Source organism: Nocardia yunnanensis (assembly GCF_003626895.1).
GTDB classification, from domain to species: domain Bacteria; phylum Actinomycetota; class Actinomycetes; order Mycobacteriales; family Mycobacteriaceae; genus Nocardia; species Nocardia yunnanensis.
Map to the genome: position 1 here is coordinate 229023 of NZ_CP032568.1, position 21128 is coordinate 250150.

The 21128-nt window shown below is 68.0% G+C and carries 16 protein-coding genes; 7 read left to right on the plus strand and 9 right to left on the minus strand.

All coding sequences use genetic code 11. The annotated features are described in order from the left end of the window. Nucleotides 1-50 precede the first annotated feature (50 nt). The 4 genes from D7D52_RS00980 to D7D52_RS00995 all read left to right on the plus strand — a co-directional run bounded on the left by D7D52_RS00980 (nucleotide 51) and on the right by D7D52_RS00995 (nucleotide 7913). Nucleotides 51-3836: a multifunctional oxoglutarate decarboxylase/oxoglutarate dehydrogenase thiamine pyrophosphate-binding subunit/dihydrolipoyllysine-residue succinyltransferase subunit gene (locus D7D52_RS00980; RefSeq protein ID WP_120734634.1), complete on the plus strand. Its 3786-nt coding sequence runs from the start codon at nucleotides 51-53 to the stop codon at nucleotides 3834-3836. A gap of 110 nt (nucleotides 3837-3946) precedes the next feature. Continuing rightward, nucleotides 3947-5272, plus strand: coding sequence for an FUSC family protein (locus D7D52_RS00985; protein ID WP_162958109.1), 1326 nt, complete (start codon nucleotides 3947-3949; stop codon nucleotides 5270-5272). 375 nt (nucleotides 5273-5647) lie between these two features. Next, a complete protein-coding gene (locus tag D7D52_RS00990) occupies nucleotides 5648-6337 on the plus strand; it encodes a PadR family transcriptional regulator (RefSeq protein WP_120734636.1) in 690 nt (229 codons plus the stop codon). Nucleotides 6338-6419: 82 nt separating this feature from the next. Then, nucleotides 6420-7913, plus strand: a complete 1494-nt coding sequence (locus D7D52_RS00995; protein ID WP_120734637.1) for a DHA2 family efflux MFS transporter permease subunit — start codon at nucleotides 6420-6422, stop codon at nucleotides 7911-7913. 61 nt (nucleotides 7914-7974) lie between these two features. Here D7D52_RS00995 and D7D52_RS01000 read toward each other — a convergent pair whose 3' ends face one another. From D7D52_RS01000 to D7D52_RS01015, 4 genes are all read right to left on the minus strand, one after another. Next, nucleotides 7975-8595 carry a Uma2 family endonuclease gene (locus D7D52_RS01000; protein ID WP_120734638.1) on the minus strand — a complete coding sequence of 207 codons (621 nt, stop codon included), beginning with the start codon at nucleotides 8593-8595 and terminating at the stop codon, nucleotides 7975-7977. Nucleotides 8596-8752: 157 nt separating this feature from the next. Continuing rightward, a complete protein-coding gene (locus D7D52_RS01005) occupies nucleotides 8753-10282 on the minus strand; it encodes a molybdopterin-dependent oxidoreductase (RefSeq protein ID WP_246023573.1) in 1530 nt (509 codons plus the stop codon). Between the two features lie 112 nt (nucleotides 10283-10394). Further along, the gene (locus tag D7D52_RS01010; protein ID WP_162958110.1) at nucleotides 10395-10823 is read right to left on the minus strand and encodes a VOC family protein; all 429 of its coding nucleotides are present in this window, start codon (nucleotides 10821-10823) and stop codon (nucleotides 10395-10397) included. Between the two features lie 219 nt (nucleotides 10824-11042). Further along, on the minus strand, nucleotides 11043-11603 hold the full coding sequence (locus D7D52_RS01015; protein ID WP_120734641.1) for a CGNR zinc finger domain-containing protein: 561 nt from the start codon (nucleotides 11601-11603) through the stop codon (nucleotides 11043-11045). An 88-nt stretch (nucleotides 11604-11691) separates the two neighbouring features. On the opposite strand from D7D52_RS01015, the gene D7D52_RS01020 reads away from it, so the two are divergent. Continuing rightward, nucleotides 11692-12561, plus strand: a complete 870-nt coding sequence (locus D7D52_RS01020; protein ID WP_222932761.1) for an alpha/beta fold hydrolase — start codon at nucleotides 11692-11694, stop codon at nucleotides 12559-12561. A gap of 424 nt (nucleotides 12562-12985) precedes the next feature. Here the strand turns inward: D7D52_RS01020 and D7D52_RS01025 are convergent, their stop codons facing one another. The 4 genes from D7D52_RS01025 to D7D52_RS01040 form a co-directional block, all read right to left on the minus strand. Further along, nucleotides 12986-14782, minus strand: a complete 1797-nt coding sequence (locus D7D52_RS01025) for an AMP-dependent synthetase/ligase (RefSeq protein WP_120734643.1) — start codon at nucleotides 14780-14782, stop codon at nucleotides 12986-12988. Nucleotides 14783-14893: 111 nt separating this feature from the next. Next, entirely contained in the window at nucleotides 14894-15808 is a 915-nt protein-coding gene (locus D7D52_RS01030) for an alpha/beta hydrolase (protein ID WP_120734644.1), read from the minus strand. Nucleotides 15809-15833: 25 nt separating this feature from the next. Beyond that, on the minus strand, nucleotides 15834-16664 hold the full coding sequence (locus D7D52_RS01035) for an SDR family NAD(P)-dependent oxidoreductase (protein ID WP_120734645.1): 831 nt from the start codon (nucleotides 16662-16664) through the stop codon (nucleotides 15834-15836). 32 nt (nucleotides 16665-16696) lie between these two features. Beyond that, the gene (locus D7D52_RS01040) at nucleotides 16697-18217 is read right to left on the minus strand and encodes a flavin-containing monooxygenase (RefSeq protein ID WP_120734646.1); all 1521 of its coding nucleotides are present in this window, start codon (nucleotides 18215-18217) and stop codon (nucleotides 16697-16699) included. Between the two features lie 68 nt (nucleotides 18218-18285). On the opposite strand from D7D52_RS01040, the gene D7D52_RS01045 reads away from it, so the two are divergent. Beyond that, nucleotides 18286-18951, plus strand: coding sequence for a TetR/AcrR family transcriptional regulator (locus D7D52_RS01045; protein WP_120734647.1), 666 nt, complete (start codon nucleotides 18286-18288; stop codon nucleotides 18949-18951). A gap of 44 nt (nucleotides 18952-18995) precedes the next feature. Here D7D52_RS01045 and D7D52_RS01050 read toward each other — a convergent pair whose 3' ends face one another. Next, nucleotides 18996-19928: a glycine betaine ABC transporter substrate-binding protein gene (locus D7D52_RS01050; RefSeq protein WP_120734648.1), complete on the minus strand. Its 933-nt coding sequence runs from the start codon at nucleotides 19926-19928 to the stop codon at nucleotides 18996-18998. 300 nt (nucleotides 19929-20228) lie between these two features. Here D7D52_RS01050 and D7D52_RS01055 point away from each other — a divergent pair, with 300 nt between their 5' ends. Next, the gene (locus D7D52_RS01055; protein ID WP_120743681.1) at nucleotides 20229-21125 is read left to right on the plus strand and encodes an ABC transporter substrate-binding protein; all 897 of its coding nucleotides are present in this window, start codon (nucleotides 20229-20231) and stop codon (nucleotides 21123-21125) included. Nucleotides 21126-21128 lie beyond the last annotated feature (3 nt).

Below are 21128 nucleotides of genomic sequence, written 5' to 3' on the forward strand. Positions count from 1 at the left end.
CCGATTACCCGTGCCGGGCACGTCACAAACGTCGCAGCGCGAAGAACGAAATGAGGCGAACACCTGCTGTGAGCAGCTCAACAGACCAGTTCGGACAGAACCAGTGGCTTGTCGACGAGATGTACCAGAAGTACAAGCAAGACCCCTCCTCGGTCGACGAGAGCTGGCACGAGTTCCTGGCGGACTACACGCCGGAGAACACGTCCGAATCCGGTAACAACAGCCAGGCGGTCGCCGCCGCCGCTCCGGCTCCCGCCGCAGTCCCCGCTGCCTCCGGATCCGCCCCGAGCGCCCCGGCCGCCACCCCTTCCCCGGCCCCCGCGCCCGCTCCCGCGGCGCCCGCGCCGGCCCCGGCTCCCGCTCAGGTTCGAGCCCCCCAGACCACCCCCGCTCCCGCCTCCAACGCGGCCCCGACCTCCGGCGGCCCGAAGCCGGCCGCCGAGGACGAGTCCAAGGTGCTGCGCGGCCCGGCGGCGGCCATCGTCAAGAACATGTCGGCGTCGCTGGCCATCCCCACCGCGACCTCGGTGCGTGCCATCCCGGCCAAGCTGATGATCGACAACCGTCTGGTCATCAACAACCACCTCGCCCGCACCCGCGGCGGCAAGATCTCCTTCACCCATCTGCTGGGTTACGCGATCGTGCAGGCCATCAAGTCGTTCCCGAACATGAACCGGCACTTCGCCGAGGTCGACGGGAAGCCCAACGCGGTCACCCCCGCGCACACCAACCTCGGCCTGGCCATCGACCTCAAGGGCAAGGACGGCAACCGTTCGCTCGCGGTCGCGGCCATCAAGAACACCGAGACCATGACGTTCGCGCAGTTCCACAGCGCCTACGAGGATGTCGTGCGCCGCGCCCGCGACGGCAAGCTGACCAACGACGACTTCTTCGGCGTCACCATCTCGCTGACCAACCCGGGCACCATCGGCACCAACCATTCGGTGCCGCGCCTGATGCCAGGCCAGGGCGCGATCATCGGCGCGGGCGCCATGGAGTACCCGGCCGAGTTCCAGGGCATGAGCGACGGTCAGCTGGCCGAGCTGGGCATCGGCAAGCTGATGACCCTGACCTCGACCTACGATCACCGCATCATCCAGGGCGCGGAGTCCGGCGACTTCCTGCGCACCATCCACAACCTGCTGATCTCGGACACCTTCTACGACGAGATCTTCCACGGCATGGGTGTCCCCTACGAGCCGGTGCGCTGGCGCAAGGACATTCAGGAACGCGGCATCGACAAGTCGACCCGCGTGCAGGAGATGATCAACGCCTACCGCAGCCGCGGCCACCTGATGGCCGACACCGATCCGCTGCGGCTGGTGAAGGACAAGTTCCGCTCGCACCCGGATCTGGACGTCACCCAGCACGGCCTGACCCTGTGGGATCTCGACCGCGAGTTCAATGTCGCGGGCTTCCACGGCCAGGAGCGCATGAAGCTGCGCGACGTGCTGTCGATCCTGCGGGACGCCTACGCCCGCCACGTGGGTGTGGAGTACACCCACATCCTGGATCCCGAGCAGCTCAAGTGGATTCAGGAACGCGTGGAGCAGAAGCACGCGAAACCGACTGTGGCCGAGCAGAAGTACATCATGTCCCGGCTCAACGCGGCCGAGGCGTTCGAGACCTTCCTGCAGACCAAATACGTTGGCCAGAAGCGCTTCTCGCTCGAGGGCGCGGAGTCGGTCATCCCGATGATGGACGCCGTCATCGACCAGTGCGCCGAGTACGCGCTCGACGAGGTCGTCATCGGCATGCCGCACCGCGGCCGCCTGAACGTGCTGGCCAATATCGTCGGCAAGCCGTACTCGAAGATCTTCACCGAGTTCGAGGGCAACATGAACCCGGCGGCCACCCACGGCTCCGGCGACGTGAAGTACCACCTCGGCGCGCGCGGCACCTACCTGCAGATGTTCGGCGACAACGAGATCGAGGTCTCGCTGACCGCCAACCCCTCGCACCTCGAGGCCGTCGACCCGGTGCTGGAGGGTCTGGTCCGCGCCAAGCAGGACCTGCTCACCAAGGAAGACATCGTCACCAAGGGCGAAGAAGCGCGGTCGTTCTCGGTCGTGCCGCTCATGCTGCACGGTGACGCGGCCTTCGCCGGCCAGGGCGTGGTAGCCGAGACGCTGAACCTGTCGAACCTGCGCGGCTACCGCACCGGCGGCACCGTGCACATCGTGGTGAACAACCAGATCGGCTTCACCACCGCGCCGGAGTTCTCGCGCTCCACCGAATACTCCACCGATATCGCGAAGTTCATCGGTGCGCCGATCTTCCACGTGAACGGCGACGATCCGGAAGCCTGTGTGTGGGTGGCCAAGCTGGCCGTCGACTACCGGCAGAAGTTCCAGCGCGACGTCGTGATCGACATGATCTGCTACCGCCGCCGCGGCCACAACGAGGGCGACGACCCGTCGATGACCCAGCCGGGCATGTACGACGTGATCGACACCAAGCGTTCGGTCCGCAAGGCGTACACCGAATCGCTGATCGGCCGTGGCGACATCTCGCTGAAGGAAGCCGAAGACGCCCTGCGCGACTACCAGGGTCAGCTGGAGCGGATCTTCAACGAGGTGCGCGAGCTGGAGAAGTTCCCGCCGGAGGCCTCGGAGTCGATCGAGGAAGAGCAGCAGCTGCCGCCGAATCTCATTACCGCGGTGGACAAGACGGTGCTGGCGCGCATCGGCGACGCGTTCCTGAACGTGCCCGACGGCTTCACCGTGCACCCGCGCGTCAAACCGGTGCTGGAGAAGCGCCGCGAGATGGCCTACGAGGGCAAGGTCGACTGGGCCATGGCCGAGCTGCTGGCCTTCGGCACGCTCATCGACGAGGGCAAGGCCGTGCGCCTGACCGGTCAGGACTCGCGTCGCGGCACCTTCTCGCAGCGGCACTCGGTGATCATCGACCGCAAGACCGGTGACGAGTACACCCCGCTGCACAACATCGGCTCCAAGAACCCGGGCTGGTTCGCGGTGCACGATTCGGCGCTGAGCGAATATGCCGCTGTCGGTTTCGAATACGGCTACTCGCTGGGCAATCCGGACGCGCTGGTGCTGTGGGAGGCGCAGTTCGGTGACTTCGTCAACGGCGCGCAGTCGATCATCGACGAGTTCATCTCCTCCGGTGAGGCCAAGTGGGGCCAGCTCTCCGAGGTCGTGCTGCTGCTGCCGCACGGTCACGAGGGTCAGGGTCCGGACCACACCTCGGGTCGTATCGAGCGCTTCCTGCAGCTGTGTGCCGAGGGTTCGATGACGGTGGCGGTTCCGTCCACCCCGTCGAACTACTTCCACCTGCTGCGCCGCCACGCCCTGGACGGCATCCGCCGCCCGCTGGTGGTCTTCACCCCGAAGTCCATGCTGCGCAACAAGGCTGTCGTGTCCGAGGTCGAGGACTTCACCGACAACAAGTTCCGCACCGTGCTCGAGGAGCCCACCTACGAGTCGGGCAACGGGGACCGGTCCAAGGTCAAGCGGGTGCTGCTCACCTCCGGCAAGATCTACTACGAGCTGGTGGCGGAGAAGAACAAGAACAACCGCGAGGACGTGGCCATCGTGCGCGTCGAGCAGCTGTACCCGATCCCGAAGTTCCGCCTCAACGAGGCCCTGGAGCAGTACCCCAACGCCACCGATCTGGCGTGGGTCCAGGAGGAACCGGCCAACCAGGGCGCCTGGCCCTTCTTCGGCCTCAACCTCCCGGAGATCCTGCCGGCTCGTTTCGGCAAGCTGCGCCGCATCTCGCGTCGTGCCATGTCGGCCCCGTCCTCGGGTTCGTCGAAGGTGCACGCCGTGGAGCAGGCCGAGATCGTCAACGAGGCGCTCGCGCCGACCGCCTGACGGTCGAAACCCGTTGCGGGGCCGGATCTCTCACCGAGATCCGGCCCCGTGCCGTATGAGCCGCCACCCGCCCGGAAATTATTAGCAAGGCTCACGTGTTCCAATGGGGTGTGAGCTCCGAACCCGCACACCACCACCCGCTGCCCGCGCTGACGCGGCTGCGGTCGCTGCTGTTCGCCAGGCCCGCGCTGTGGAGCCGGGCCGAGTCCGGGCTGAAGTCGGCGGCGGCGTTCGGGATCCCGGCGGCCCTCGCGGTGGCCGCGGGACATCCGCACGAGGCGTTGTTCGCGACGTTCGGAGCGTTCGCGGTGCTGTACGGGGACGGCCGGCCGATTCGGGTGCGCACGAGCCTGGTCGCGATCGCGGGGGCCGCGCTGCTGCTGGCCACCTGGCTGGGCGCCGCGACCGGCCACGCCGTGCTCGGCCGCGCGCACGCACCGCTCGTGATGGCCGCCCTGCTGACGGCGGTGGCGGCCCTGGCCGCATGGGTGGTGACCGCGCTGCGCTCGGGCCCGCCGGGCGCGCTGTTCTTCGTCCTGGTCTGCTCCGCGGCCCTGGCGGCCGCGCACGGTGGCGCTCCGGTCGGTCGCATCGTCGAGTTCGCCTGCTATGGCGTGGTTTCCGCGCTGGCGGTGACCGCGGCCAGCGTGCTGGCGGATCGGCTGCGCGGTGCGGGCTGGGAGCGCCCCGCCGTGCCGAGCGTGGCCTACCGGCTGCGCCGCGGCCTGTCGCCGCATTCGCACGCGCTGACCACGACGGCGCGGGTGGTGACCGCCTGCGGGGTGGCGGGCGGCATCGGGGTGGCGATCGGGTCGCTGCGGCCGTATTGGGCCATCATCGCGGCGGTGGTGATCCTGGCCAACGGCCCGGATCGAGTGCGCGGGCACGCCAGGGCGATTCACCGGTTCGCGGGGACGGCGGTGGGGCTGGTGCTGTTCGCCGGGCTGTACGCGCTGAATCCCTCGGGCTACATGCTGGTCGCGCTGCTGGCGGCCTTGATGTTCGCGATCGAGCTGTTCATCGTGGGCAACTACGCCGTGGCGGTCTTGTTCATCACACCCACCGCGCTGCTGACCGGCGGCGCGGGCGCGGCACACGGGTCGACGGCGCTGATGATGCGCGACCGGTTCATCGAGACGATCATCGGTGTGACGGTCGCGGCGGTCTGCTTGAATATCGTTGCGCGCCGGGCGCATCGGCGCGGACTGTGGTGGACCGCGGAGCGCGTGCGGGCCACCGCGGCGCGGCTGGAATCGGCCGGCGCGGACAGTGCGCGCGACCTGGCCGACTCACTGAACTTCGAGCTCACCGGGCACCTGAACGCCGGAATGGACTGCGCCCACAATGATTCCGCGTGGGTGCGGGATCACTGGGACGAGCACATGGCGCTGGTCGGCCGGGGTCGCGACCTGGTGGCCGCGACCGCGACCCGCTGACTCCCCGGCAGTCGGGCCGCGCTTACTGCTGCGCGGCCTCCTCCGAGGTCTCGGTCTCGTTCTTGCCCTTGATGTCCCAGGCGGCCATCATCGCGGCCATACCCGCGGCGGCGTCCTGGGTGTTCGATTCCTGATCGGACATGGCCCGTACCTCTTTCTCCTGCTTCTCCAGCGAAATCCGATGCTACCGGCCGTCATTGCCCACGGCGCGGCGGGAAATGGCTTGCGACAAGGCATTTCGCGCCGACAGTGACAGGCATCACAAATCGGGTTCGAACCCCGCCGCGTGGCCATTACCGGGCCGGTGGGGATTTGCCACGGCAATGTCCCACGTCGTATATTCCACGTGGAATATTTGGCGCGGAGGAGGCGGCGATGATCAAGAAGCAGGTGCCCATGCTGACGCCCTTGGCGATCGCGGTACTGGCCCTGCTCGACGAGGGGCCGATGCATCCCTACGAGCTGTATCAGGTGCTGCTGCACCGACACGAGGACGAGCTCGTCAAGATCAAACCCGGATCGCTCTACCACACCGTCGCCCGGCTGGCCGAGCAGGAACTGGTCGTCGCCGAGGGCACCGACCGCGCCGGAAACCGGCCGGAACGCACCATCTATCGCATCGAACCCGCTGGTCGAGAGGCTTTGCGCACCCGCGTCGCGGAAATCCTCCGGCAACCGGTCAACGAGTACCCGATCTTCCCGGTGGCTCTGGCCGAAGCGCACAATCTCCCCGTGGACGATGTCGTCGCGCTCGTGCGCGAACGCGTCACCTGGATCGAAGGCCGGATCGCCGAGTTCGACGCGCTCCGCGGCATGGTCGTGGCCCGGCAGGTGCCGCGCCGGTTCTGGATCGAGATCGAATACCTGCGCGCGGTGCAGGCCGCGGAGGTGGCCTGGCTGCACGGTTTCATCGCCGAACTGAACAGCGGGGAGCTGGACTGGGAGGACTTCTGCCCGGAAACCGGCGAGCGTCGCGTACGCCCCGCCGAGACCATGGGCTCCGACTGGGCCGCGGGCCTCACCGACGCGGACATCGCCGCCGTCCGGAGGGGTGGTGCCGGATAACTCACCGACCACCGCCTCGGCGGCTTGCTCATCATCTTCCCGGCGGCCCGCGGGTCGCCCTCCGAGACAGGAATCGGAATCCATGACCACACAACGCAATCCGTGGCTGGCGCTCTACGCGCTGGTCGTCGGGTTCTTCATGATCCTGCTGGATATGACCATCGTCGCGGTGGCCAATCCGGCGATCATGAAGGACTTCAACGCCGACGTCTCCAATGTCATCTGGGTGACCTCGGCCTACCTGCTGACCTACGCGGTGCCGCTGCTGGTGACCGGGCGGCTCGGAGATCGCTTCGGCCCCAAGAACATCTACCTGGTCGGTCTGGCGGTGTTCACCCTGGCCTCGCTGTGGTGCGCCGAATCGACCAGCATCACCATGCTGATCGCGGCGCGCGCCGTGCAGGGCCTGGGCGCGGCGCTCATGACGCCGCAGACCATGGCCGTCATCACCCGCACCTTCCCGCCGGACAAGCGCGGCGCGGCCATGGGCCTGTGGGGCGGCGTGGCCGGGCTGGCGACGCTGGTCGGCCCGATCCTGGGCGGCGTGCTGGTGGACTGGCAGGGCTGGCAGTGGATCTTCTACGTGAACGTGCCGATCGGCATCATCGCCTTCGGTCTGGCGTTCTGGCTGGTGCCGTCGCTGCCCACGCATCAGCACAAGTTCGATCTGGTCGGCGTGGCGCTCTCGGCGGTCGGCATGTTCCTGCTGGTGTTCGGCATTCAGGAGGGCAACACCCATCACTGGGACGCCTGGATCTGGGCCATGATCATCGCCGGCGTCGTGGTGCTGGGGCTGTTCATCTGGAATCAGGCCACCAATACCGGTGAGCCGCTGGTGCCGCTGAGCCTGTTCCGCGACCGCAACTTCGGGCTGTCCAATCTGGCCATCGCGTCCATGGGCGCGGCGGTGACGGGCGTGTTCGTGCCGTCCTACTTCTATCTGCAGCAGGTGCACGGCATGACGCCGACGCGGTCGGCGCTGGTGTTCGCGCCGATGGCGATCCTGACCGGGGTGTTCGCGCCGATCATCGGCAAGATCTCCGACAAGGTCGCGCCGCGGGTGATCCCGACGGTCGGGTTCGCGGTCTTCTCCGCGACGCTGTTCGCGTTCGCCGTGCTGATGAAGCCGGACGGGTCGATTCCGCTGTTCATGATCGTCGGCGGTATCGCGGGCATCGCGAACGCCTGCATCTGGGCGCCGCTGGCCACCACCGCCACCCACAACCTGCCGGTGCAGCAGGCCGGTGCGGGCGCGGGCGTCTACAACACCACCCGGCAGATCGGTTCGGTGCTGGGTTCGGCCGCCATCTCGGCGCTGTTGACCGCGCGCATCTCGGCGCAGGGTCTGCAGAGCGGACCGATCGGCGAGGGCAGCGGCGGCACCAGCCTGCACGATCTGCCCGAGCGGATCCGCGGTCCGCTGCTGGAGAAGATCAGCACCGCGCTCAGCGAGACCATGTACCTGCCGGCGCTGATCCTGCTGATCGGCGTCGCCGCCTCGGCGTTCTTCATCGGGCACGGCAAGTCCGAGGGCCGGGCCGGTGATCGGGCCAAGGCCGATATCGGCGCGCACTGAGCGCCTCTGAACGAAAAGCGCTGTCCGCCGGGTGATTCCGGCGGGCAGCGCTTTTCTCGCGTCAGAGGATCAGGCCGATGAGCCGCGTCCAGTCGAGGCGGATCTCGATGGGCATGTCCAGCAGGGTCTCGCCGACGATGGGGTGCAGGCGGCGGTGCGGGCGGTAGTGGCCCAGCACCAGCACGTGGGTCTGGATGGCGTGCACGCGGTCGCGATCCATGTAGACCAGCCAGTACCAAGGGATTCCGGCGTTGGCGTATTCGGCCTGTTTGTCGGTGGTGTCGACGCGTTCGGTGGCCGGGGACACCACCTCGACGGCGATCTTCACCCGCTGCGCCTGGATGGGTCCGACATCGGCTGGGGCGCAGGCGAAAAGGACGATGTCGGGACGGCGGACGGTGAGGCGCGGGTGTTCCCACAGCAGCACGTCCTGGTCGATGCCGACGTAGAGCCAGCCGTCGTTGTAGCGGCTCATATGGGTTTCGGCGGCGGCCTCGAGCATGGAGCCCAGGCGGCGGGCGGCATTGCGCTGCGCCAGCGGCGGATGCTCGGCGCGCACCACATCGCCGTTCACCACCTCGACCAGCCGGCAGAAGTCGCGCGGCAGTTTCTTCCAGACGTCGAGCGTGATCGGTTCGGGCTGCAGGTTTTCCGCCCGCGCCCACTCGAGTACTCCGGTCATGCGCGCTCCCTCGGCTGCTGAATCAGGTTCGGCTCGTGGATCGGGCGGCTGGGCGACGACTGCCGCGCCGATCCTAAACCGCACCCGGCAACAAAAAGGCTGTTCGGTAGTTTCGCCCGCGCAGCATCGGCGCGCCGCGTCCAGAACCGATTCGGGGTCAGGCGATCCGGAGGGTGAGGGAGGGGTATCCGGTGGCGCCGTCCGGGACGACGTCGGCTTGCTGGTCGGTCTGGGTCTCGCCGGTGCCGTCGGTGGCTCGGGCCCAGATGGTGTGGATTCCGCTGCCGGTCGCGTCCCAGTCGAAGGCCCATTGCACCCAGGTGTCGATGGATGGCGCGACCGCGAGCCGGGCGGGCTGCCAATCTCCCTGGTCGATGCGGACTTCCACGCCCTTGATGCCGCGGTGCTGTGCCCACGCCACGCCGGCGACGGTCAGCTTGCCCGCGTTGAACGTTCCGTGCGCGCGGGGGGTGTCGATGCGGCATTCGGTCTTGATGGGTCCCTTGGCCGACCACCCGCGCCGCGTCCAGAAGGCTTCCGCGCGATCGAATCTGGTGATCTCCAGTTCGGTCACCCATTTGGTGGCCGATACGTACCCGTACAGGCCGGGCACCACCAGCCGGGCGGGATAGCCGTGTGCGGTGGGCAGCGGTTCCCCGTTCATGCCGACGGCGAGCATGGCGTCGCGGCCGTCCATGAGCGTGGCCAGCGGACTGCCCGCGGTGAATCCGTCCGCGCTGCGCGAGAGCACCATGTCCGCGTCCGGGTGCGGCCCGGCCGCGGCGATGATCTCGTCGAGCCGGTAGCCCAGCCACCGGGCATTCGAGATGAGGTCCCCGCCCACCGGATTGGAGACGCAGGCCAGCGTGACGAGCCGCTCGATCGGCGTCTTGGCCGCGAGATCGGCGTAGGTCAAACGGATCTCGCGATCCACCATGCCGTGGACGCGCAGCGACCAGTCGTCCTTGCTGACCTGCGGGACGGTGAGCGCGGTGTCGATGCGATAGAAGTCGGCGTTCGAGGTGAGATACGGGGTGAGCCCCGGAATGTTCAGCTCCGCACCGGGTTCGACCGAGGTCGTCGGCCCGGTCGGGGTCGGCAGCTGCACGTCGGCGCGTTCGGCGGACACGTCTCGTGAGCGCAGCCCGATGATGCGCCCGGCCACCCCGCCCACCAGCGCGGCCGCACCCGCGATGACGATGCCCTGCATCAGTCGCCGCCGCTCGACGGTCATATCGGTCTCGGGCGGTGCCGCGTCGACCGCCTCGATTCGGCGAATCAGACCGCGCAGCACCATGATTCCGGCGATCACACCCAGAATCGACGGCAGCGCCCACGTCCACGCGGCATTCGGCCGTCCCAGCGCGGCCAGGGTGGACAGCAGGCCGAACACCCCGAACAGCACCGCCCCGAGCGGGCGACGCACCCGCTCGATCACCCCGGCGACGCCCGCGAGCACGACCGCGACCACACCCATGCACACGAACAGCAGCAGTTTGTCGTTGGTACCGACCAGTCCGATGACCCACTCCCGGAACCCGTCCGGCGTGTGGTCGACGATCCAGCCGCCCACCGCCTCCAGCGGGGTGCTGTCCGGGCTGACCAGCACCGACACCACTTCGGCCACGCCGATCGTCACCCCTCCGGCGACGATCCCCGCGGCGATCCGCACTCCACGCTCAGCCACGAAACCGACCCTACTGCGCAGTTCGGCCGCGAGACCCGGCCGAGGGATTACGGAACCGTGACGCCCGGTGCCCGCGGCCGGGGCGGCAGCGCGGGAAACCGGGCCGGGCGGGTCACCCCTGGGCGTTACCGGTGTAGTTGACCATCCAGGGGGTGCCGAACTTGTCGGTGAGCATGCCGAAGGCTTCGGCCCATTCGACCTTGCCGAAGGGCATGTCGACGGCGCCGTCCTTGGCGAGGTCGGTGAAGAGGCGTTCGGCTTCCTCGGCGGAGTCGGCCTCGATCTGGACGGTGAAACCGGGCTTGGAATTGTCGATCTCGTTGCCGGGCGGGGTGTCGGAGACCATGAGGATATTGGTGGCGCTCAAGGGGAGCTGGGCATTGGCGACCCGGTTGCGCACTTCCTCCGGCATGTCCTCGGGGGTGCCGCCCATATCGCTGAAGCGGGTGATGATCGCTTCGACGCCGAAGACGGATTCGTAGAAGCCGACCGCGTCGGCGGCATTGCCGTTGAACAGCAGGTACGGATTGAGTGCGGGCATGAGTTCCTCCTGGATCGTGAGCTGCGGGGCACGACGTGGCACCCGGCAACTGAGACCGGAGGCCGTCGGGAAATTCTCGGCCCCGAACGCGAAAGATTCGGGTGAACCAGTCGAAGTTTTCGGGCAAATCAGTTGAAATTTTCGGGCGAATCAGCCGGTGCTCGTGTGGCGAATCAGCCGGTGCTCGTGTGGCGAATCAGCCGGTGCTCGTGTGGCGAATCAGCCGGTGCCCTTGTGGCGCTGGTAGTACCGGGCGACGCGGACCCGGTTGCCGCAGCGGTCGGGTGAGCACCATTGCCGGCGGGGGTGGGCGGGCAGGAAGAGCATGACGCAGTCGGGTGCGGCGCAGCGTTTGACGCGGGCCACGTCCGGATCGACGAGCAGGCTCGCGGCAGCGTCGGCCAGGTGCGCGACCATTCGGGCGCCGGGCTCGCCGATGCGGGCCACGGTGTCGGTGACGATGCCGCCGTGGAAATCCAGGCGCCGGATGGCCGGTGCGGCCGACTGCGCGTACACCAGCCCGTCCAGGGCGGCGCGCGGTGGGCGGCGACCCGCCAGCAAGGCCTCCAGGATGGCGGCGGTGTGCTCGCGCACGGCGTGGACGGCGGCCAGATCGTCGGCGCTGAGGTGGCGGGGTGACGGCTCGGGTAGTCGATCCGCTTGCAACCGTAGCCAATCCGCCAGCTGCGTAGGGGTTTCCAGCAGATCGGCACCGGTGGGCCGGGTGTTCACCAAGTCCAGGGCGAGGGGTTCACCGATCAACGGTTCGAGATCAGCCACGCCGCTAATGCTACACCGAGCCGTTGGCACATTAGCCGAAATCGGCGTAGAACTAATGGAACATTGCCGCCAGAAAGCGTGTGGAGTCATGAGCGAACTTCCCCGGGTCCTGCACCGCCGCGTCGACATCGAGGGTGTCGAGGTCTTCTACCGCGAGTCCGTCCCCGCGCACGCCGACGCACCGGTCCTGTTGCTACTGCACGGTTTTCCCACCGCTTCGCACCAGTTCCGCCGGCTCATCGACGCCCTCGGCAGCCGATACCGCCTCATCGCCCCCGACTATCCAGGCTTCGGAAAAACAGTCGCCCCAGCGAGTTTCGAGTACAGCTTCGACCGCCTCGCCGACATCATCGAGGGTTTCGTCCAGCACCTGGGCCTGACCCGCTTCGCGGTCTACATCTTCGACTTCGGCGCACCGGTCGGCCTACGCCTGGCCACCCGCCATCCAGAGTGGATCGCCGGCCTGATCGTCCAGAACGGCAATGCCTACGAAGCCGGATTGTCCGAAGCCGCAAAGGGTTTCATCGCCCTCCGCCCGGACCACCCCGGCGACGAGGAAACCGTACGCGTCCTACTCACCCCCGAAGGCACCCGCACCCAATACGAGACCGGCGTCCCCGACCCGTCCCTCCTCGACCCCGACGCCTGGCTCCTCGACCAGCACTACCTCGACCTCCCCGGCCGCCAAGAAGCCCAACTCGCCTTGGCCTTCGACTACAAGTCCAACCTCACCCACTACACCGAATGGCAAGCCTGGCTCCGCAAACACACTCCCCCCACCCTCATCACCTGGGGCGCGAACGACCCCTTCTTCCCCGAACCAGGCGCCCACGCCTACCGCACCGACCTCCCCCAAGCCGAACTCCACCTCTTCGACACCGGCCACTTCGCCCTCGAAACCCACCTCCCCGAAATCGCCCCCCTGATAGCCGATTTCCTGAACCGCCTCCCCGCCTGACAACGTCCCCCTCCCACGCCCGCCGCCCCGCCCCGGAACGAGAACGGGCCCGCGGAAGTTCGCGGGCCCAACCCCATTCATCGAAGCCTCACCCCTGCCCGCCCCCAGGTCGCGGAATGGGCCGGCCCAACCTCCCCGAAGTTCAGCGACGACGCGACCAACCCGTCTCCCCAGGTTTCAGGGGCTGGCCCTGGCCCGACCTCCCGAGGTTCAGGGAATGGGCTCGGCCCGCCTGCCCGCCTGACAACTTCCCACGCCTGCCCGGCCACCTGCGCCCCGGAAACGAGCTTGGGGCCCGCGGAAGTCCACGGGCCCCAAGGCCACTCGTCGGAGGCTTACCCGACCTCCACCGGATTCGGGGGCTTAGCCAAACCGGCCTCATCGGGGGTTTGGGGGCTTGCCCCCAAGAACCCTCACAACTCCGTCAGGAGTTGTAGATCGCGTCTACGTCGGCGGCGTACTTCTTCATGACGACCGCTCGCTTGAGGGAGAGCTTCGGGGTGAGCTCCCCGCCCTCTTCGGTCCAGTCGACCGGGAGGATGCGGATCTTCTTGATCGCCTCGGCGTGGGAGACCAGCTTGTTGGTGGCCGCGACCGCGTCGTTGATCTCGGCGACAAGCGCCGGGTTGTCGATGACGTGCTCGATCGGGGTGTCGGCGCCGATTCCGTTGCGCTCCAGCCAACCCGGCAGGGTGTCCTGGTCGAGGGTGATGAGCGCGCCGATGAACGGCTGCCCGTCACCGACCACCATGACCTGGCTGATCAGCGGGTGCTGGCGCAGCGAGTCCTCGAGCATGGTCGGGGAGACGTTCTTGCCGCCGGCGGTGACGAGGATTTCCTTCTTGCGGCCGGTGATGGAGATGAAGCCGCTGTCGTCGATGGCGCCCAGGTCGCCGGTCTTGAACCAGCCGTCGCCGTCGAAGGCGTCCTTGGTGGCTTCCTCGTTCTTCCAGTAGCCGGCGAACACGACGGGGCCGCGGATGAGCAGCTCGCCGTCTTCGGCGACCTTCGCGCCGTGGCCGGGCAGCGGCCGCCCGACCGAGCCGACCTTGATGAACTTGGGGGTGTTGACGCTGACGGCCGCGGTGGATTCGGTCAGCCCGTAGCCCTCGTAGATGGTGACGCCCGCGCCGCGGAAGTAGTGGCCCAGTCGCGAACCCAGCGGCCCGCCGCCGGAGACGGCCGACGCGCACTGCCCGCCCATGGCCTCGCGCAGCTTGCTGAACACCAGCTTGTCGAGCACCGTGTGCTGCAGCTTGAGCAGCAGCCCGGGCCCGCCTTTCTCGAGCGACTGGCTGTACTGGATGGCGATCTCGGTGGCGTAGTCGAAGATCTTGCCCTTGCCGCCGTCGTGCGCCTTCTGCTTGGCGCCGTTGAACACCTTCTCGAACACGCGTGGCACCGAGAGGATGAAATGCGGCTTGTACTGCCCGAATTGGTCGACCAGCGTGGACCAGTCGGAGGTGTGGGCGACGGTGACGCCGGCGTCGAAGGCGGCCAGCGCGACCGCGCGGGCGAAGACGTGGGCCAGCGGCAGGAACAGCAGCGACTTGCGCCCGGGCCGCAGGAATTCGCTCATGGCCGACCGGTCGGCGGCGGATTCGGCGTACAGGTTGGCGTGCGAGAGCATGACGCCCTTGGGCCGGCCGGTGGTGCCGGAGGTGTAGATGAGAGTGGCCGGGGAGGCGGCCTGCACCTGGGCGCGGCGCTCGTGCACGACGGCGTCGTCGAGGTCCTTGCCGCGGGCGATCAGCTCGTCGATGACGCCCTTGTCGATCTGCAGGACTTCCTTCAGATCCGGCAGTCCGCCTTCGATTTCCGCGACGGTGGCGCGGTGCTTGTCGTTCTGGACGACGATGATCTTGGTGCCGGAGTCCGACAGGATCCAGCGCACCTGCTCGGCCGAGGAGCTGTCGAAGATGGCGACGGTGCAGCCGCCGGCCGCCCAGATCGCGAAGTCCAGCACGACCCACTCGTAGCTGGTGGCGGCCATGATGGCGACGCGGTCACCGAGTTCGATGCCGGCGGCGACGAGCCCCTTGGCCACCTCGGTCACGGCCTTGGCGAATTCGGTCGCCGTGACGTCGTTCCAGCCGCCCTTACCGTCCGGAGTGTTGAAGACGACCAGGTCGGGCGTCTGCTCCGCATGCCGGAACGCGCCGTCCGACATATTCGCGGTGTCCGGAATGGTGTAGGTAGCCGGGACTTCGAACTCTCGCATCGCTGCCCTTCCACAGAGGTTTACTGGCGGGTAATTTACGCCACGCTCACAGGTAACTCCCGGCGGACCGTCCGAACCTGTTTCCGGACGGTCCGGCGTTGTGATTCGCCCTTATCCTATTGACCGGCTTTGCGCTGGTCGCAGGGCACGTCGCAGAAACTCACCGAGCTCCGCGGTGACCTGTGCGGCCGGGCCGACCAGACCGGCCTGCAACTGGGCGACATGCCAGAGTCCCGTGGTCTCGGTGAACTCGGTCTCCACCCCGGCCGCGCGCAGTTTCGCGACCAGCCGCGTGCACTGATCGTGCAGCAGCTCGTTCACGTCGGCCTGCACATAGGTGGGCGGTAGTCCGCGCAGTTCGCCGAGCATGGGCGCGTAGCCGGTGTCGAAGCTGTCGCCCGCACCGAGATAGGCCGCGGCACAGGCCCGCGACCACAGCTTGTTGATGACCAGGTCGCGGTCGCGGGTCGGGATCTCGTTGGGGTCGCCCCACGGCGCGATCAGGCCGAGCGCGGCCGGGACCATGCCGTGCCGGTCGCGCAGCCGCTCCCCCAGCGCGAGGGACAGGCCGCCGCCCGCCGAATCCCCGGCCACCGCAATGCGATCGGGCCGATACCCGGCGGCCACCAGCTCCAGGAACGCCGCCTCGGCATCCTCGAGCGCCGCCGGGAACGGGTGTTCGGGGGCCAGCCGGTAGTCCAGAACCTGGACGGCGCAACCGGTTTCGCGCGCCAGATAGCCGGCCAGCGCGCGATGCGTGACCGGTGATCCCACGGTGTAGCCGCCGCCGTGCAGGTACAGCACGGTGGCGGCGTCGGCGACGGGTCCCACCGTCACGCGTTCGGCCGGGCGGCCGCCCAGGCGCACCCGCTCCACATGGGTGCCGCGCGGCGCGCGCTGCGCCACCGACCCCCAATCCATCAGTGCCCGTTGGGCACTGAACGGCAGCCGGTGGTGCAGCATGATCCGGAAGACCGGATTCAGCGCGGCGCGGACGATGGGCAGGGGCAGTGTCACATCGGGCATGACCGAGCGTCCTTGTTCGATTGTCTTACGGCAGGAAACGCTTCTGCACCACCGCGGAGATCCGCTGGTAGTACGAGGCGGTGGTGCGCACGAACAGGTCCAGGGCCTTGGCCTCCCAGCCGATGAGCACCCGGCCGTGGCCCTTGCGGACCGCCTCGGTGATGGTCTGCGCGGCCATTTCCGGGGTGTGCATGGCGAGCTTGGCGTCGAACATGGCGGCCAGGTTCTTCTGGTCGAGGCCCTCGGCGACGGTGGCGTTGCGGGCGACGGCGGTCTTGATGCCGCCGGGGTGCACGCAGGTGACCTTGACCGGCGTGCCGGCCATGAGCATTTCCTGGCGCAGCGCCTCGGTGAAGCCGCGCACCGCGAATTTCGCGGCGTTGTAGGCACTCTGGCCGGGCACGGCGATCAGGCCGAAGAGGCTGGACACGTTGATCACGTGTCCCTCACCGGATTCGATGAGGTACGGCAGGAACGCCTTGGTGCCGTTGACGACGCCCCAGAAGTCGACGTCCATGATGCGCTCGACGTCCTTGAAGGCCGTCTCGAGCACATTGCCGTGGTGGGCGATGCCGGCGTTGTTGTAGATCTGGTTGACCTTGCCGAAGTGCTTGGCGACCTCGTCGGCGTAGAGCAGCACGGCCTCGCGCTCGGCCACGTTCAACCGATCGGACTTGATCTTGACGCCGAATTTCTCGCAGCGCCGGACGGTTTCGGCGAGGCCCTCGGTGTCGATGTCGGACAGCGCCAGGTGCGCGCCGCGCCCGGCCAGGTTCTCCGCCAGGGCGCGGCCGATGCCGGAGCCCGCACCGGTGATCACGCAGACCTTGTCCTTGAAGTAAGCATCGTTGCTCACGATTACCGCTTTCGGTCGGGTTGGAAGGGGGCTCAAACAGCCTGTGCGACAGGCGCGGTGGTGGTCTCGTAGGCCGAGACGTCGAATTTCTCCAGCAGGCTACGGAACCGGAAGGTGAAGTCCGGCCACAGGGTGGTGTTGTTGCCGTGCTTGTCGAGGTACCAGGAGGCGCAGCCGCCGGTGCTCCACACCGCGCCCTGCAGTTTGCGCTGCAGGTCGGCGTTGAATTCGTCCTGCACGTCCTTGCGGACCTCGACGGTGCGCAGGCCCCGGGCGTCGAATTGCGCGACGGCGTCGGCGATGTAGTTGATCTGCGATTCGATCATGAACACCATCGAGGTGTGGCCCAGGCCGACGTTCGGGCCCAGCATGAAGAACATGTTGGGGTAGTTGTGGATGGCCGAGCCCTTGTAGCCCTGCTGGCCGATGGCGTCGAAAACCTCTGCCAGCGTGCGGCCGTCGCGGCCGGCGACGGTGTCGTAGACCGGCGAGTCGGTGACGTGGAAGCCGGTGGCGACGATGATCGCGTCGACCTCGCGCTCGACGCCGTCCTTGGTGACGACGGAGTTCGCGCGGATCTCCTTGATGCCGTCGGTGACGACGTCGACATTGTCGCGGCTCAGCGCCGGGTAGTACTCGTTGGAGATGAGCATGCGCTTGCAGCCGATGCGGAAGTTCGGGGTGACCTTGCGGCGCAGTTCCGGATCGCGGACCTCGGCCAGCAGCTTGGCGCGCGCGATGGCCTCGAGGGCGAGCATGGCGGGCGGGAACTTGGCCAGGCCGACCACCTGGGTCTCGCGGGCGGCGTAGATCCCGGCGCGGTAGAGGCCGCGCAGCGCGGGAATGCGCTTGAGCGCGAACTTCTCCGGGGCCAGGTATTCGCGGTCGACGCGGGGCAGCAGCCACGGCGCGGTGCGCTGGTACACGTCCAGGTGCGCGACCTTGGCGGCGATGCTGGGGACGATCTGGATGGCGGAGGCGCCGGTGCCGATGACGGCGACGCGCTTGCCGGTGAGGTCGGAGTCGTGGTTCCAGCGGGCGGAGTGGAAGATCTCGCCCTGGAAGTCGTTGATGCCCTTGATGTCCGGCAGGTTGGGCTCGCACAGCGCGCCGACGGCGGAGACCAGGATGTCGGCGGTGAAGGCGCCCTGGCTGGTCTGGATCTCCCAGCGGGCGTCCGCGGCGTTCCAGCGCGCGCCGGTCATCTCGCAGTCGAAGATGTGGTGGTCGCGCACGCCGTACTTGTCGGCGACGCCCTGGATGTAGCGCTGGATCTCCGGCTGCTTGGAGAACGAGCGCGTCCATTCCGGATTGAGCGCGAAGGAGTACGAGTACAGCTGCGAGGGCACATCGCAGGCCGCGCCCGGATAGGTGTTGTCGCGCCAGGTGCCGCCGACATCGCTGCCGCGTTCCAGCACGAGGTAGTCGGTGCGGCCCTGCTGGGTCAGCCGGATGGCCAGGCCCAGGCCCGAGAACCCGCTGCCGACGATGATCACGTGGGCGTGCCGGGCAGGCTGGTTGCCGACAGCTTTGTCTGTAACCTTGCGACTCATATATGCGAGACTAGGGTCTTATTGAGCGGGAGTCAACAGTATTGACTCACGTTCAGTAAAGTGGACCCATGACCAAGGAGCGCAGCGTGAGCACACCGGATACCGGACCCTCGGCTCGCTCGACCGCTCCCGGCAAGCGTGTCCGCCTCAGCCCCGCCGAACGCCGCGAGCAGCTCATCGCCCTCGGCGTCGAGATGCTGCGCGACCGCGACCTCGAGGACATCTCCGTCACCGAGATCGCCGACCGCGCCGGCATCTCCCGCGGTCTGCTGTTCCACTACTTCTCCTCCAAGCAGGACTTCCAGATCGCGATCCTGCGCGCCGCCAACGCCGAATTCCTCGAACGCACCGCCCCCGACCGCGACCTCGACCTGTTCAGCATGCTGCGCGACTCCATCGACCGCTACATCACCTACGTCAGCGAGAACAGCTCCGCCTACCACGCCCTGCTCCGCGGCCCCGTCAGCGCCCGCCCCGAAATGGCCGAACTCGTCGCCAACGCCCGCCAAGCCACCGCCGAGCGCATCCTCACCGAAGCCCCCATCCCCCCGGACGACCCCGACCGCCCCCGCCTGGCCCTGGCCGTCCGAGGCTGGATCGCCTTCGTAGAAGAAGTAGTCCTCACCTGGCTCCGCGAAAAACCCATCACCCGCGACGCCCTGGTAGACATGCTCGTCGCCTCCCTCCCCGCCCTGGCCCTGAACGCCGACCTGGCCGCCGCACTACAACAGTGACGACGCCGAAGTAGGCGAAATCCGTTGCGGTAGAGACGGGTTCGCTACAGGGCGTGGGCGTCCAGCCAGTCGCGGGCTACGGAGGCGGGGAGGGCGGATTGGTCGCGGACCTGGTGGAGGAGGTCGGCCAGGTCGGTGGTGGTGAGTTCGCCTGCGACGTAGTTGAGTTTGCGGAGTTGCTGGTCGGTGAGGGCGGCTTTGCGGATGACCGGGAGGACCTGGGCGGCGCGGAAGGCGAAGTCGGGGTCGGCCAGGGGGGTCAGTCCGACGCCGCCGTCGGGGAGGAAGGCGGGCGGGCCGGGGAGGACGGCTAGTTGAATGTCGCCGTCGGAGAGGGCTTTTCGCAGGTCGGCGTCGGTGGTGAAGGTCGTGGTGTGCGCGAATTCGCAGTGGTAGACCGCGCGCAGCGGGGTCAGGACATCGCGCTGGGGGTCGAGGGGCGCGCGTAGTGCGTCCAACGGGGGTCCGGTGGTGATGCCGACGGTCAGGCTCGCGCAGCGCGGGCCGAGGTCCTTGAGGGAGCCGGGATAGTCCGCGGTGCGGGTGGTGGCGGTGACGACGGTGGGTCGCAGATCGGTCCCGTCGGCCGGGTCGGAGTCGACAACGCCCTCCGGAAGCGCTTTGGAGAGCGCCGCATTGACGTCCTCGGGCTTCATGGCCGTCGCGGTCGGGTCCAGGGCGGTCAGCAGGTCTCCGCTGACATCCCCGAACAGTGCGATGCTGTTGGCGTCGAGGGCGGCCAGCAGTTCCTTGCGCTGTCCGATCCGCTGCTCGGTGCGCGTGTGCAGTCCGGTGCGCGCGAGCGCGCCCGCGTAGATCTCGGCGATCATCATCGATTCGGCCGAATCGCCCGCACCGACGGTCAGCACCGGGCCGGTGTCCTCGCTGCCGCCGCAGGCGACGGCGACCGCCGCCACCACGACGACCAGCAGCGGACGCGTCAGGCGGTGCACGAGGGAGCCTGTTCCGGCGAGCATTCGCAACAGTCTGCCGCAGCCTGATCGCAGCGCTTCCGGAGGGTGGACACACCGGACACAATGGCCCGGCCGCATCCGCCAGAAAAGCGAAACCGACCTCAGGTAGGCAACGTTCGCGGAACAGATTGGGCAATATGGACAGTTAGGTCTGTTTCGGGGTGTTCCGTACACCCCGCCCGACGCAGGCACCCGCTCGGAAGGACGACAGTGCACTCGCTCATCTCCACGCGCGCCGACGGCAGGCGCACCGCCCGGACCGTGTTCCGGATCCTGGCCGCCTCGGTGGCGCTGGCCGCGGCCATGACGTTGTCCGCCTGCGGCGGCGGCAAATCCAATCCGCTCGGCGGTGGCGGCAGCTGCGGCGGCGACACCAACAAGCTGACCGTCGGCTCCGCCAACTTCCCGGAATCCGAGACCGTCGCCGACGTGTACGCCGAAGCGTTGCGCGCCAACGGTTTCGGCATCGACACCAAGCTCAATATCGGCAGCCGCGAGGCGTACGTGCCCGCGCTGAAGGACTGCTCGATCAGCCTGATCCCCGACTACACCGGCAATCTGCTGCAGTACCTGGACAAGTCGAGCACCGCGACCGGTCCGGACGAGGTGAACACCGCGCTGACCAAGGCGCTGGGCGATCAGCTCGCCGTCGGCACCCCCGCGCCCGGTGAGGACTCCGACGCGGTGGTGGTCACCAAGGCCACCGCCGACAAGTGGAATCTGAAGTCCATCGCCGATCTGGCTCCGCACTCGTCGGAGGTGAAACTGGCCGCGCCCGCGGAGTTCTCGGAGCGGCCGGGCGGCCTGCCGGGCCTGAAGAAGAACTACGGCCTCGACATCTCCTCGTCCAACTTCGTCCCGATCGCCGACGGCGGCGGCCCCGCCACCGTGAAGGCGCTCACCGACGGCCAGGTCACCGCGGCCGACATCTTCACCACCTCCCCCGCCATCGCCCAGAACAACCTGGTGGTGCTGGCCGACCCCAAGCACAACTTCCCGCCGCAGAACGTGGTGCCGCTCTACAACTCCGGCAAGAAGAGCGACAAGCTGACCAAGGTCCTGAACGCGGTCTCCGCGAAACTGACCACCGCCGAACTGATCTCGCTCAATACCGCGGTATCCGGCAGCGCCAAGACCGAGCCCGCCGCGGCCGCCAAGCAGTGGGTGACCGCGCAGGGACTCGACAAGCCGATCTCCTAGAAG